At 63.9% G+C, this 12,851-nt stretch carries 14 protein-coding genes; 6 read left to right on the top strand and 8 right to left on the bottom strand.

Going from position 1 to position 12,851, the window contains the following annotated elements; translation table 11 throughout:
• Positions 1–34: 34 nt before the first annotated feature.
• Entirely contained in the window at positions 35–937 is a 903-nt protein-coding gene (locus ACFWB0_RS01905) for a macrolide 2'-phosphotransferase (protein ID WP_378488730.1), read from the top strand.
• Between the two features lie 2 nt (positions 938–939).
• Here the strand turns inward: ACFWB0_RS01905 and ACFWB0_RS01900 are convergent, their stop codons facing one another.
• From ACFWB0_RS01900 to ACFWB0_RS01890, 3 genes are all read right to left on the bottom strand, one after another.
• A complete protein-coding gene (locus ACFWB0_RS01900) occupies positions 940–1,584 on the bottom strand; it encodes an MBL fold metallo-hydrolase (protein WP_378488729.1) in 645 nt (214 codons plus the stop codon).
• Between the two features lie 121 nt (positions 1,585–1,705).
• Positions 1,706–2,185 (bottom strand): hotdog fold domain-containing protein, encoded by a 480-nt coding sequence (locus ACFWB0_RS01895; RefSeq protein ID WP_378488728.1) that lies wholly within the window; start codon positions 2,183–2,185, stop codon positions 1,706–1,708.
• A gap of 81 nt (positions 2,186–2,266) precedes the next feature.
• Positions 2,267–2,809, bottom strand: coding sequence for a CGNR zinc finger domain-containing protein (locus tag ACFWB0_RS01890; RefSeq protein ID WP_378488727.1), 543 nt, complete (start codon positions 2,807–2,809; stop codon positions 2,267–2,269).
• A gap of 26 nt (positions 2,810–2,835) precedes the next feature.
• On the opposite strand from ACFWB0_RS01890, the gene ACFWB0_RS01885 reads away from it, so the two are divergent.
• Positions 2,836–3,060 (top strand): hypothetical protein, encoded by a 225-nt coding sequence (locus ACFWB0_RS01885; protein ID WP_378488726.1) that lies wholly within the window; start codon positions 2,836–2,838, stop codon positions 3,058–3,060.
• A 110-nt stretch (positions 3,061–3,170) separates the two neighbouring features.
• Here ACFWB0_RS01885 and ACFWB0_RS01880 read toward each other — a convergent pair whose 3' ends face one another.
• Both ACFWB0_RS01880 and ACFWB0_RS01875 read right to left on the bottom strand, forming a co-directional pair.
• A complete protein-coding gene (locus ACFWB0_RS01880) occupies positions 3,171–3,743 on the bottom strand; it encodes a peroxidase-related enzyme (protein ID WP_378488725.1) in 573 nt (190 codons plus the stop codon).
• A gap of 307 nt (positions 3,744–4,050) precedes the next feature.
• A complete protein-coding gene (locus tag ACFWB0_RS01875) occupies positions 4,051–5,289 on the bottom strand; it encodes a Glu/Leu/Phe/Val dehydrogenase dimerization domain-containing protein (protein WP_378488724.1) in 1,239 nt (412 codons plus the stop codon).
• Positions 5,290–5,439: 150 nt separating this feature from the next.
• Here ACFWB0_RS01875 and ACFWB0_RS01870 point away from each other — a divergent pair, with 150 nt between their 5' ends.
• Positions 5,440–6,396, top strand: a complete 957-nt coding sequence (locus ACFWB0_RS01870; protein ID WP_378488723.1) for a LysR substrate-binding domain-containing protein — start codon at positions 5,440–5,442, stop codon at positions 6,394–6,396.
• Between the two features lie 27 nt (positions 6,397–6,423).
• Here the strand turns inward: ACFWB0_RS01870 and ACFWB0_RS01865 are convergent, their stop codons facing one another.
• Complete coding sequence (locus tag ACFWB0_RS01865; RefSeq protein WP_378488722.1) at positions 6,424–6,678, bottom strand: hypothetical protein; 255 nt, start codon at positions 6,676–6,678, stop codon at positions 6,424–6,426.
• Positions 6,663–8,246 carry an ABC transporter substrate-binding protein gene (locus ACFWB0_RS01860; RefSeq protein WP_378488721.1) on the bottom strand — a complete coding sequence of 528 codons (1,584 nt, stop codon included), beginning with the start codon at positions 8,244–8,246 and terminating at the stop codon, positions 6,663–6,665. Before ACFWB0_RS01860 ends, ACFWB0_RS01865 begins: the two co-directional genes overlap by 16 nt.
• 161 nt (positions 8,247–8,407) lie before the next feature.
• Here ACFWB0_RS01860 and ACFWB0_RS01855 point away from each other — a divergent pair, with 161 nt between their 5' ends.
• Positions 8,408–8,551 (top strand): hypothetical protein, encoded by a 144-nt coding sequence (locus ACFWB0_RS01855; RefSeq protein ID WP_378488902.1) that lies wholly within the window; start codon positions 8,408–8,410, stop codon positions 8,549–8,551.
• Positions 8,552–8,626: 75 nt separating this feature from the next.
• Here ACFWB0_RS01855 and ACFWB0_RS01850 read toward each other — a convergent pair whose 3' ends face one another.
• Positions 8,627–10,123: a YdiU family protein gene (locus ACFWB0_RS01850; RefSeq protein WP_378488720.1), complete on the bottom strand. Its 1,497-nt coding sequence runs from the start codon at positions 10,121–10,123 to the stop codon at positions 8,627–8,629.
• Between the two features lie 124 nt (positions 10,124–10,247).
• Between ACFWB0_RS01850 and ACFWB0_RS01845 the strand changes: the two genes are divergently transcribed.
• Together ACFWB0_RS01845 and ACFWB0_RS01840 are read left to right on the top strand one after the other, a co-directional pair.
• Positions 10,248–10,592 (top strand): hypothetical protein, encoded by a 345-nt coding sequence (locus ACFWB0_RS01845; protein WP_378488719.1) that lies wholly within the window; start codon positions 10,248–10,250, stop codon positions 10,590–10,592.
• A complete protein-coding gene (locus ACFWB0_RS01840; RefSeq protein ID WP_378488718.1) occupies positions 10,589–12,847 on the top strand; it encodes a hypothetical protein in 2,259 nt (752 codons plus the stop codon). Before ACFWB0_RS01845 ends, ACFWB0_RS01840 begins: the two co-directional genes overlap by 4 nt.
• Positions 12,848–12,851: the final 4 nt, after the last annotated feature.

Here is a 12,851-nt window from a genome sequence, read left to right as displayed (position 1 = left end):
ACCGGGCCTGCATATGAGTGAAATGGTGAGTGTCATGACCTCCTTCGACGCCACCGACGCCACCTCGCTCGCCGTAGCGCACGGCCTGCACCTGTCCGCGGACGACGCCACGGTGAACGAAGCCGGCCTGGACTACCGCGTAGTCATGGCCTCCGACGACACGGGGCAACGATGGGTGCTGCGCGTGCCCCGCCGCGACGACGTCTCTGCGGGTATGGCCACCGAAATGCGCATTCTCGACCTGGTCTCCCCCGTCCTGGCCGAGGACAGTATCGCCGTCCCGCAGTGGCGGATCCGCTCCCCTGAGCTGATCGCCTATCCTGCTCTACCCGGCGCGCCCGGATTGACCCTCACCGACACCGGAGAACCCGTCTGGCACATCGACCCTGCCAGCCCGGACTACGCCCAGCGTCTGGGACGCCTATTGGCCCGCCTGCACTCCCTCGGCGCGCAGCAGGCCGAGGCCGCGGGCGTCGAGGTACGCAGCCCCGCCCAGGTACGCGAGTCGTGGCGAGACGACATCGATCGGGTGAGTGAGGCTTTCACCGTCGCCCCTTCCCTGAGCCGGGAATGGCAGACCTGGCTCGAGGACGAGAGTTGCTGGCCCGAAGAAACTGTCATGACACACGGTGAGATCTATCCCGCGCACGTCCTCCTCGACGAGGAGGGCGCGATCACCGGGGTCCTGGACTGGACCACCGCCCGCGTAGACGATCCGGCCCGCGACCTGTCCGCCCAGTACGGTGCTGCAGGCGAGGACATGCTGCAGGCCACCATCGACTCCTATGCCGCCGCCGGCGGACAGACTCACCCCGGTCTCGCGACCCAGGCAAGACACCTATGGGACGCTTCCCCCATCGGATATGCCCTCTACGCCCTGACCACCGGAGAAGCTTCCGATCTCGCCGCAGCATCCGCCATGCTCGACCCGCGCTGACCTCACCGCTGCACCGCAGCAGACAGCCCGGCCAGGGCCTGCTCGAGGTGGGATCGCCATTCGTGTGGATCGATCCTGTGCACCGCCGACTCGCTGGGGAAGGCACTGGAGATCACCACGTCCGGCGTGAGCGTGCCCAGCAGTCGCAGACTGTCGGCCAGAGCGCTGGGGTCGCTGAAGCTCTCGATGTAACCGGCTGTCCACTCCCCTGACGTACCGACGAACAGGGTGTCGCCGGTGAACAGATAGCGGGCTCCGTCGGCGCCCGGAACCAGATAGCAGACACTGCCGATGGTGTGTCCCGGTGTCGGAATCACTTCCACCCCATTGCGATCGGTATGCCACTCCCCCAGCGCAACATCGATGCGGGCGTGCCGGCCGATCTCGTCGGCTTCGGCCGCAGGAGCGTGCAACTTCGCACCGAACCGCTCGGCGATCCTTCCGAGCATCGGTCCCGCTTCGTCCTGATGGGACAGATACTGATCAGTGAATCCACCTCGTCGCTCCAGTTCGGCGAAGTCGGCCTCGCCTGCGACCGAGTAGAACAGCACGTTGGTGTTTCCGTTCCACAGGTAGGCATGGGTGGTCAGGCCGGGGAACGGATTGTCTTGTTGTGTTTCCCACAGGTCAGGCAGTACTTGACGCATAGTTGTCGCTCCTCGTTGTCGGTGTCGAACCACAACTCCACGGTGCAACCTCGAGTCCACTCGAGGTCAAGGACTCCAACCGATTCACGATGATGAGGAAGGAAGCGTCGTATCGGGTGCGCTAGCGCGGCGTGACCCAGATCGTGATGTCCGCGTGCACGACCTCGGTTCCGCCGGTATCGTAAACACGCACCGGGACAACCAGTTCCAGACCTTCGGAATCGGATGCGAAGTCCGGGAGCGAGCCGAGTTCGGCCACCGCGCGAAGACGAGATTCCGCCTTGGCAAGGTACTGGGTGGACATGGCCTTCGGGATCCATCGATGCGTCGAGGGCACTGTCGCTTCGGCGAGCATCCCCATGGCAGCTTCGGCGAGGTTGCACGCGGCGATCGCGTGGAAGGTACCGAGATGGTTGTGGACGCCCCACCATTTCGGGGCTCGCACCTCGCAGCGGCCCGGTTCGAGGTGCGTGACACGAGGTAGCACAGTCGCGAAATAGGGCACGCGCACGCACATGCCCACCGAGAAGAGCGCGGAGCCGACGGCGTTGCGCGGCAACTTCAGCCAGCTCCGGTATGTCGATGTCAGGACGGGTTCCATGCCCAGACCTTACTTCAAAGTAAGAAGGGAGTGGGGTGATGAACGGGTTGAATCGTCTCGGTCCCTGATGCTCCCCTGCGCTCAGTGATCGGCTTTCACCCTCGCGCGATGCCGACGAACGGCATCGCGATTCGCGCACCGCACGGAGCAATACCTCTGGCGGCCGTTACGGGTGACATCGACGACCACGGCAGAGCACGGATCCCCCGGAACCTGCCCCGCGGCGCACCATCCGAGGCGATGCATTCCGCGGGTGGTCAGGTGCAGTGCGGTGCCGACGCTGATGATGGATCGGAGGACATCGGGGAGCGATTTCTCCTCAGCGCGGTAGTGCAGATGCCACCCTTCACCGTCATGATCGGTCAGCCGTGGATAGGCCGAGGCCGTGGCCATCTGCGCGTTGAGCAGCCGTGCGCGCACCTGCGGGTCGGATGCGTCGACGACGGTCAACCACTCGTCGATCACGTCCCGAGTGAGTGCATGATCCTCCGGTGCTTCGGCAAACTCCATCGTCATCCCGACGTCTCGCGTCCGCTCCTCGATCTCGGCGCGAGTGGCGGGCCAATCATTGGCCAGCGACGCAGCGAGCACGACCGCGTACTCACCGTAAGGGTTGAGATGCATAACGGCATTACATCATGGTGGTAGGCATGATCACACGGGAAACCCACGACAACCCCACACCCACCGGCACACAGAGCACACAGAGCACACAGAGCACCGTCCACGAACACGGGTGGACGGTCGAGTCGAGTCACCCGACGTCGATGGGTCAAGTGCTCTACGTCCGCTGCGAAGCATGTGGCACTCGACGGCTCGATCTTCAACACCACACCCAGGCTCCCCCGGCCGCGCTCAGCAAAGATCTCACCTGAACGCACATCGGTGCACGCCGCCTCGCACACTTCCCTCCCGCCGTTGGGGTTTCCGTTGGTTCTTTCTATGGGGAAGCCCGGGGCAGGACTTCACGCCGATATTGCTAGTTTCATGCCCGAGGTTCACGTCCCATCGTGTAGAACTCGATGTTGGGCATCATCCCGGTCACGCTCGCCATGCGATTGCTCAATCCGAAGAAACCTGTGATTGCGGTGATGTCCCACGCGTCCTCGTCGGTGAACCCATGTGCATGCAGCGCCGCGAAGTCGTCATCGCAGATCTCGTGCGACCGCGTGTTGACCTTGCTCGCGAAATCGAGCATGACCCGCTGCCGGGACGTGATGTCGGCGACGCGGTAGTTGACAGCCACCTGATCGGCGACAGTCGTCTTCTTCTCGTAGATTCGGAGGATCGCACCGTGCGCGACGACGCAGTACAGACACTTGTTCTCCGCCGAGATGGTGGTCACGATCATTTCGCGATCGCCCTTCGTCAATCCCGACTCCTCACGAAGCATGATCGCGTCGTGATAGGCGAAGAATGCTCGCCATTCGGCGGGCCGGCGCGCGAAGGCCAGAAACACGGTCGGGACGAAACCCGACTTGTTCTGTACTTCAAGGATGCGTTCGACGATGTCCTCTGGCAGGTCCGCCAGATCAGGCAGTGGGAAACGTTCGCTCACCCCTGTAAGTTAGGGGCAATTAACCGAGTTGTCCAGAGCTCATGCTAGCGATCGAGCAAACCGACGGTACCCGCCAACGCCGCGCGTCCGCGTCGTCATGGTGACGGCAATGCCCTACCTGTGAGCTTTCCTCCCGTTGCCCGGGTTTCCCCACGAACACGACCCACGGAAACTCGTGGAACCGGAGGAAAGTTCAGTTTCGACTCGGTCATGCAATTGCCGCGGCCACTCGGACGAATACGTATGGACATTCTTTCCGGATCCCGACCATAACGCCACCTCACCAACGAAGCCGAAACAGGAACTTCTACGGGATCACCAGCACCGGCACCGCAACGGGATCCACCGGCGCCGACGCGTTGTGGTGCACCGCGACCAACTCCCCCGCGGTCTGCCGCGGCGGTACGCGGTCGAGTAACCATCGTTCGACCAGCAGCGCGACCTTGGCCAGCATCTCGGTACGCAACCGCAGGAACGAATCGTCCGGATCGTCGCCGACCTGACCGAGCAGCACCCACCATGCCCAGGCGACTGCCCCGGCGTTGGCCACGAAATCCGGAACCACCGGAATATCCCGCCCGATCAGCGCCGCCTCGGCGTCCGGGGTCGTCGCAGCATTCGCGGCCTCGACGACGACTCGAGCGGCGACCTGGTCGACGTTGTCCGACGTGATCGCATACGAGATCGCGGCAGGGACGAAAATATCTGCGGCTACACCGATCACGGCAGCGCGCGGCAACTGCTGGACATGCGCCGGAACACGGGTGCGGTCGATCTCGCCGTAGCCGTCGCGCAGATCGAGCAGAGTCGGAATATCGAGTCCGTCCGCGCAGTACAGCGTGCCCGCGGCGTCGGCGACAGCGATCACGCGAACGCCGACTTCGTGCAGATACCAGGCTGCACCACCTCCCATGGTGCCGATGCCCTGAATCGCTACGGTCGTGTCGGCCGGCACCCACTCGTGCGCGTGCATCGTGCCGATGCAGGCCTGTGCAACTCCGTACCCGCCGACCACGTCACCGAGCAGAAAGCCGCCGCTCACCGGTGCATTGAGTGCGGTCCGGACGCGCTGCAGTGTGCGTTCCGGATTCTCCGAGCGTCCTATTGCGGCATGGTACGACTGCTGGAGTCCGAGCCGCGCAAAGACGTCATCGATCAGATGCTGCGGCACTCCCAGGTCCTCCGCGGTCACCCAATGGGTGTCCAGCCACGGACGCATTGCATGACAGAACCGCTCCAGAACACCGATCGCTCGGGGATCCTTCGGGTCGAAGTCGATGCCACCTTTCGCACCGCCCACCGGCAGGTCGAACACCGCAGTCTTCGCTGCCATCCCCCGAGCCAGATCCTCGACCTCCGACACCGTGCAGCCCGCCCGCATCCGGGTGCCTCCGGTGGAAAGCCCGGAGACCGACGTGTGCACGACGAGGTATCCGTGTGCTCCGGTGATCGGATCGGTCCAGGTCATCCGAAGAAGAGGCTCACGGGGGCCTTGCTCTGCATTGTCCGGGCCTTGGCCGAACGCGCGCTCCATCGTCGAGGTCATAGTGAGCCACCCCAATCATCCGCAGTAGATTGTCGTCGCCACGAGTAATCGGCTGACAACGCCAGCGTGCAGGTGGATGCGGTCCGGCGTCCAGTTACGAAACTTGAATGATTGCGTTCACGGTTCCTACACAACCCCTACCCTGGCGATATGGAGCTGTCTCTGCGCCGGTTGCGGATGCTTCGCGAGTTGCATCGCCGAGGCACCGTGACCGCTGCTGCCGCGGCTTTGCATTACACCACCTCGGCCGTGTCCCAACAACTCGCTCTGCTCGAACGTGACGTCGGTGCAACTCTTTTCGTCCGGCATGGTCGCCGGGTGCAGCTCACCGACGTCGGCCTCGTCCTCGCCGAGCACGCCGAGGAGATCCTCCGATCGGTCGAGCGCGCGACGACCGCTCTCGAACGAACACAGGACGGGGTCACCGCACGTTTGATCGGTGGTGTGTGGGCGTCGGTCGCATCGAGCCTGCTGCCGAGGGCACTGACGTTGCTTGCTGCCGAGTATCCGGGCATCGAGGTCCGCACGAAGGAACTCGCGCCGGAGGACACCGCGGGTGCCGTCCAGGTCGGCACGCTGGATTTCTCGTTCGTGATCGACTACTCCAACTATCCGATGCCGTGGGATCCGGAGCTGAGCCGAGTGGTCATCGCGGTGGAACGATTACACGCAGTGATGCCTCCCGGCTCGGAACCCGCGAACACGACGTCCCTGGCAGATCTCGCCGAGTATCCGTGGGTACTGGCCGGACCCAACTCACATTTCGGCCGGGCGGTGCGCTCGGCCTGTCAACATTCCGGATTCGAACCCAGAATCAACCACGAGGTCGGTGAGCAGGCGACGGCACTCGCGATGGTCGCTGCAGGACTGGGAGTCACCCTCGTCTCCGACCTCGGGCTGACCCTGCGTCCACCGGGGATAGAAGTGGTCGCCCTGACCGACCCGCTGATGCGCACGATCTCCATCGCCCATCGCGGCGCGGACGCACAACGACGGCCGCTGCAGTTGGTGATCGACGCGGTCCGCACCGCCGCGGCCGCCCAGGGTCTCGCGGTGTCGTCACCATCCGAGGAGCAGACGGCCATGCCCGACTACTCGCCGGATTGAGATCAGCACCGCCGGTCAATTTTGCGGCTACTCGGGCCCGCCGAACGCGATCGGACGATACGACAGCGCCTTGTCGACGATCTGCTCTGCGGTCAGCGGCGGATCGGACCTGTCCCAATAGATGTAGTCGCTGACACGTGGATCGGGCACCGCCGCTTCGAGCCGGTCGAGCCAGCGCTGCTCGTCCTCGTCGCCGCCAGTTCCCTCGATCAGCTTCCTCACGAGTTCGACGAGCTGCGTGCGCTTCTGCTCAGAGACTCCGGACACTATCGGGTCGTCCACAACAGCTCCGGCCGGATCGACCCCATCCCGTACATCTGCACGCCGTGGACGTCCTCACCGAGTACGACCGCGGGCGCGGTGCGGATGTACCACACAGCAGGATTCAGGTCGACGATTCGCTGCTGAGCTGTTTCGTAGGCGGCACTGCGTTCCTCGAGTCCGGCCGCGATCCGGCCTTCGTCGATGGCGGCGTTGAGCTCCGGGTCGTCGATACCGGTGAAGTTCCCCGTCGAGTCGCCGTGGAAATTGGCCCACAGTGCGGTATCCGGGTCGAGAATCGTGGCCGATGTGATCGCGACATCGAAGTCGTAGGTGCTCAGCCGTGGCAGCGCGGAGGTGAAATCGAGCACCTCCACCTGGACCTCGACACCGTCGAAGGCACTCAGCTGTGCTTGGACGGCTTCCGCGACGGCCTTGTTCTCGACCGAGGTGTAGGCCAGGAAGGTGAACGAGACGGGCTTCCCCTCGGCGGCCAGTTCGTCGAACAACCGTTGCGCCGCGTCCGGGTCGTACGCCGGGATCTCGATGTCCGCATAGAACGGTGAGGATTCGTCGAACAGAGTTCGCGGAAGTTCGGCGCGGCCTTCGAAGACGACCTCGTTCAGTGTGTCGATATCGATGGCGAGCGCGAGTGCCCGTCGGGCGCGTTCGTCGTCGAACGGCGCGCGGCGGGTGTTCAGCGCCAGGAACTGCCCGCCACCTGTGGGTTCGACGAGGGTGCGGAGGCCGGCGTCCTCGGCGCGCCCGAGAGACGCCCAGCTCCCTTCGATGGCAAGACCGGCCTGGCCGGAGACCACGGCGTTGATGCGCTGGTTCGTGTCGCCGTTGTGGACCAGTTCGATGCCGTCCAGGTAGGGCGCCGGCTCGTATCCGGTGTTGCGTTCGAGCATGATGCGGTCTTGCCGCCGCCATTGCGTCATAGTGAACGGTCCGGCCCCGACGGGACGTTCGTCGAAGGCCTGACGTCCGGCTTCGAGCGCGTCCGGTGACGCAATCCAGTTCAGGCCGCTCCACACCACGGCCTGCGCGTAGTGCGGGTTGGGCGAGCCGAGTGTCACCTTCAGGGTCAGAGGATCGGTGACCTCGAGAGCGGCGATCTGCGAGGACTGGATCAGCGAGGGTGATCCCGAGGCCTCGTCGCGCATGCGGTCCCAGTTGTACCGAACGGCTTCGGCGTCATAGGCGGTTCCGTCGGTGAAGAGGAGCCCCTCGCGCAGCTTCAGTTCGAAGGTCGCACCACCGTCGGCGGTGCCGAACGATTCTGCGAGGACGGGGGTGATCTCGAGCGTCTCAGGATCGTTGACCAGTAGCGTTCCGTACAGCGCGTTGCCGATGAGACTGTTCGATACCCAAGCGTTGACGAGAGTGGCCGGGTCGAGCGAACGCGGCTCACCGCCCTGCACGACGCTGACCGTCCCACCCTGGACCGGGTCGCCGACCTCTGCCTCATCGGTGCGCACTGCACCGCCGTTCCCGCAGGCCCCCACCACCATGGCCATCGACGCGACAAGCGCTGCCAGCAGCATCGGGCGTCGAATCCGGGATCGGCGACACGGAAGGTTGGGCATCTCGAGACTCCTTCATTGGAGCGACTGCGGGAGCATGGGTTCAGCTCGAACAGGAAGCTCGGGGTGGCCCAGGCATTTCCGAAACGATACTCTCACATACAAGAATATAATTCTCTAGCGCATGTCGAACCAGGAGAGGCCCTCACGACAGCCTGGTGTCGGTGAAGTACCGGATGATCATCTCCGGTGGGGTGAACATCTACCTGCAAGAGACCGAGGATGTTCTCATCGGCCATCCCGTAGTGCTCGACGTCGCTGTCATCGGCGTCCCCGACGAGGGTCGCACGCGACTGGTGCAAGGCTGAGCCGTCGAGCTTCGATATCGAGACCGGTGTTGTGTGCGATTTCCTCGTAGGATCTCGAACACAACACCGGTTTCGTCATGTGCCACAGAATGTTCGGAAAGTATCGCTGAACGCTCGCGGAGCAGGTTCTGTGTAGTCCGACCACTCGTCACGACGCTCGAACGGATGCGTCACGACCTCCAACAACTTCTCGAACGGAGCCAGATCGCCGTCCGTCGCGGCGCGCAAGGCTTCGTCGACCCGATGGTTGCGCGGGATGTAGAGCGGGTTGACGCGGTCCATTGCGTCCGCGGTGTCGTGCTCGTGCCCCTCGAGTGCACTGCGCCAGCGTGTCAACCACGGACCGATGTGCTCGCGCGGAACGAGCTCGTCGAGTGGCGTCGCGTTTCCACGAAGCTCGTCTGCCAAGGCCCGGAAGGTGCCTGTCCAATCGGCTGCGTGTTCGGCCATCAGCGTCAGCAGATCGTCGACCAACGCTCGATCGGCGTCCTCGCCGTTCAGACCCAGCTTGGCCGCCATGCCGTGTGAATAGTGGTTCTCGTAGTATTCGTCGAAGGTGCCGAGGATCGCGGTCGCTGCGGGGATCGCGGCGTTCGGGTCGGAATCGAGCAGCGGTAGAAGCGCTTCGGCGAAGCGCGCCAGATTCCATTTGAGGGCGGTGGGCTGGTTGCCGAACGCGTAGCGGCCGCTCCGGTCGATGGAGCTGAAGACCGCGGTCGGGTCGTATGCGTCGAGGAAGGCGCACGGACCGTAGTCGATGGTCTCCCCCGAGATCGTCGTGTTGTCGGTGTTCATCACCCCGTGCACGAAACCGGTGAGCATCCATCGCGCGACCAAGGATGCCTGCACTTCGACCACGGCTCCGAGGAACGCCAGGTAGCGGTTCCCTTCACCTTCCGCAGGTAGTTCGGTGAGCTCCGGGTAGTGGCGGGCGATCGCGTAGTCGGCGAGCGTACGCAGGATCTCACCCTGACGAACCGCGAGTTCGAAGGTCCCCACCCGGAGGTGACTCGCTGCGACCCGCGCGAGCACGGCACCGGACTCGACGCCCTCACGGTGGACAGGACGGCCGGTCGCCACCACCGACAGCGCGCGGGTAGTGGGAATGCCGAGGGCATTCATTGCCTCACTCACCAGGTATTCGCGCAGCATCGGGCCGACCACCGCGAATCCGTCGCCGCCCCGGGAGAACGGCGTGGGACCCGACCCCTTGAGATGCAGGTCGACCCGTCGACCGTCAGTGCCCACGAGTTCACCGAGCAGCAACGCTCTGCCGTCTCCGAGGAGCGGGGCGTACCCGCCGAACTGGTGTCCCGCATACGCCATCGCAACCGGCTGCGATTCGGCAGGCGCCTCCGCGCCGGACAGGACCGCGATGCCGTCGTCGCTCCGTAGCGTGGCAGCGTCCGAACCCAGCGACGTCGCGAGCTGCTCGTTGAGCACCAGCAGTGTCGGGTCAGGAACCTCGGCCCCTTGCCAGGCCACAGTGAGGACGCCGAGCTCGTCGACGAAGGTGCTCTCGAGACCGAATGCTGTGTTCGTACCTACTGGTGAATCCTGGGTAGCCGCCATGCTTCGAGGGTAGCCACCCCGATCTACCAGTGGATTGTGCATCGCGCGGAGCATCACACGATCTGTTCACCTCCGCGCAGGTCCGACGGCTCTGTTACTCTCCAACGCTGTCAAGGGGGGACACATGCCTAATGATGCCTTGAGAGTTGATCTTGATCGACTTTCGCACCTGTCGGGCCGGCTCGACCAACTCGCACGAAGCGCCGAAACACTGAAGGTCGTACCGCACGAGCCGTGGATCGACGCTCCTGCGGCAAGCCTGTCGTCGCTTCGGGCAATTATCAGCGTCTCGACAGACCTGCTCGATACAGCGTTGGTCGCTGCTGTCACCGAACGGTTCGAGGAAACTGCCGACGTCATGCGTCAGTCCGTGGCGCAGTACAGGAACGCCGATGACGACGCAGTGGAACAGCTTGCCGCGACCTACCTGTATGCCACCGGCACCTGGACCACCAGCAGCGACACGTGACACCGACGAAAACCCAGGTCGAAACCTGGACTCCCGGCTCGCTGCTCACCTGGCGCGACGGGTGGCTGAGCCTCGGGACCAGCATCGAAGCACTCTTCGACACCTACGTCTCCCACGTCGAGAAAGTCGACGGCCAATACTGGGAAGGCCTGGCCGCCGAAGCGGCCTACGAACGCGCCCACCACGACCGCACCACGGCGCGCGCCATCGTCGACACACTCGAGCGGGTCGCCGGAACCATCACCACGGGGTACCACGCGATCAAAGGCAACCTCGACGTCGCGCGCGACGCTCTCACGACCGCCCAAGAACACTGCTTCATCATCACCGAAAACCTCGAGGTGATCGACCCCCGCACCGAACCGGACGAAGACCGCGAGGCGTTCCGTGCAGGACTGCAGACCAACCTGCAGCGCTATGCTTCGCTCGCCGAGCAGGCAGATCTCGATTTGACGCGCAGCCTGGAAGAGGCCCGCACCAGCCTGCGGATCGCCTTCACCTCCGCAGCCGCGCTCGGCGACACTCAGGGCATCGCCGACGCCGCAGCCCTCACGGCCGGAAACGCCGACGCCGAAACCCTGCACCGCATCACCGAATCGGGAACCCTCACACCCGAACAACTCGCCGACCTGCGCGCCGGCGAACCCACATCGATCCCGGCATCCCAGATGGAATACCTGGGCACCATGGCCCGCTCCCTCGACAAGCTCAGCCCACACCAGATACAGCAGTTGATGTCCACACTGCCGGACGATGCTCGAGCGGGTTTGGCCAACTCGTTGCAGATCATCTCGACCGACACCATCACCGTCGCAACCAGCGGCGACCCGGACGTCCCGGCACGAGGCAGCTTCGATCTCCTCCCCGAAGGCATCCGCGACTCACTGTCGCGAGAAGACCGGGTGGTCCACGGCGTCGAGGTGTTCGGCGACACTGCACTCAGACAGACCACCGTCCTCGGTGTGGAAGACACGCACGCCATCGCGTCGATCGTCTCTGCAGGAGACGGTGAGTACCGCAACGGCAGCGAACTCGACAGGCAACTCCTCGCTGCCGGTCGCGAGTATCTCGATGCGCACGTCACACACGATCAAGATCCTCAGGGGCGAACGACCATCTTCGAGGTCGACGGTTTCACCCCGGGTGATCCGTACCTCGACCCGATATTCGCAGCGGTCTCCGACGATCGAGTCGCCGTCGAGCAAGCGGTCAGGGACGCGAACGGATCCGATTTCGTCCGAGACGTCCTGACCCACTCGTGGTCCGACGAATCCGCTGTACAGCCGATGTTCGACTTCGACGAACTCGAAGGCGCCGTCCAGGACCCCAACGATCCCGTCGATGTCGCAGAGGCAACCCGTAGCGGACAGATCATGTCGGCGGTCGCGTCGGCGATGAGCACAGATGCGGCGTGGCAGCAGATGTCGAGCATTCCCGGTACAGACCACCACTCGATCGGCGAGGTGAATCCCGAACTGGTGCGCACTATTTCTCACAGCATGACGCCGTACATCCCGAGCCTCGTAAGCGTCGAGACACCTGATCGACCGGGGTTCGATATCGAAGGGTGGACGGACCCCGAAGGCTCCGGAAGCTACCGCGGCTCCGCAAACGTCTTCGCCGCGTTGTCCACTGATGACGAAGCTGGAACGCACTTCCAGTCCCATGCCCTGAAAGAGTCTGTCGCGGCCCAGATCCGATTCGGGGAGAACCCGGATGCTCCGAATTCGAACCAGCATCTCGCCAACGCCGGTCAACTCTTGGCGTTGACCGACAAGGGCATCGAAATGTCGATGCAAGACCGGTACGACGACGAAGCCGCCCGCGAACTGGCTGTGTACGAACAAAAGGCAAATGTCTATAACGCCGCGACGTGGCTCGGTGCGCATGCTGTACCTGGCACCGATTTGCTCTTCGACACAATTTCCGCCGGCGGAGAACCAATGAAAGACGCCGTGATCGGGCCTAAGCCGGACCCAGCGGCGGAAGCATACGTCAACCGTCCAAATTTCCAGCGCCTCAGTTACTTTGCCGTGGCCGCAATTGACGCTTTCCCACCCGAGATCCGGGCTAGATACTCCGAGTTGTTCGATGAGGCCGGAGAACTCCGTGGACCTGACGAGCTTTTCGCAGGCGAGCGAGCGCCTGAGAAGCGTGAGACAGCGGGCTACTCCCTTGCAGGTCTGCTGGGCGAGTACGGCAACGCGAACGATCTCATTCTCGCCTACAACGAGGTGAGACCGCCAAATGGCTAAAAGA

This window comes from Rhodococcus sp. NPDC060086 (assembly GCF_042730275.1).
Classification (GTDB): domain Bacteria; phylum Actinomycetota; class Actinomycetes; order Mycobacteriales; family Mycobacteriaceae; genus Rhodococcus.
Note: the sequence above shows the minus strand (reverse complement) of the source record. Positions and strands in the feature narration are given on the sequence as shown.

Bases quoted from the DNA above. Each gene is read 5' to 3' on its own strand.
- ACFWB0_RS01870 (WP_378488723.1), top strand. From the start codon at position 5,440: ATGGAGCTGTCTCTGCGCCGGTTGCGGATGCTTCGCGAGTTGCATCGC.
- ACFWB0_RS01885 (WP_378488726.1), top strand. From the start codon at position 2,836: ATGATCACACGGGAAACCCACGACAACCCCACACCCACCGGCACACAG.
- ACFWB0_RS01900 (WP_378488729.1), bottom strand. From the start codon at position 1,584: ATGCGTCAAGTACTGCCTGACCTGTGGGAAACACAACAAGACAATCCG.
- ACFWB0_RS01890 (WP_378488727.1), bottom strand. From the start codon at position 2,809: ATGCATCTCAACCCTTACGGTGAGTACGCGGTCGTGCTCGCTGCGTCG.
- ACFWB0_RS01860 (WP_378488721.1), bottom strand. From the start codon at position 8,246: ATGCCCAACCTTCCGTGTCGCCGATCCCGGATTCGACGCCCGATGCTG.
- ACFWB0_RS01845 (WP_378488719.1), top strand. From the start codon at position 10,248: ATGCCTAATGATGCCTTGAGAGTTGATCTTGATCGACTTTCGCACCTG.
- ACFWB0_RS01875 (WP_378488724.1), bottom strand. From the start codon at position 5,289: ATGACCTCGACGATGGAGCGCGCGTTCGGCCAAGGCCCGGACAATGCA.
- ACFWB0_RS01905 (WP_378488730.1), top strand. From the start codon at position 35: ATGACCTCCTTCGACGCCACCGACGCCACCTCGCTCGCCGTAGCGCAC.
- ACFWB0_RS01895 (WP_378488728.1), bottom strand. From the start codon at position 2,185: ATGGAACCCGTCCTGACATCGACATACCGGAGCTGGCTGAAGTTGCCG.
- ACFWB0_RS01850 (WP_378488720.1), bottom strand. From the start codon at position 10,123: ATGGCGGCTACCCAGGATTCACCAGTAGGTACGAACACAGCATTCGGT.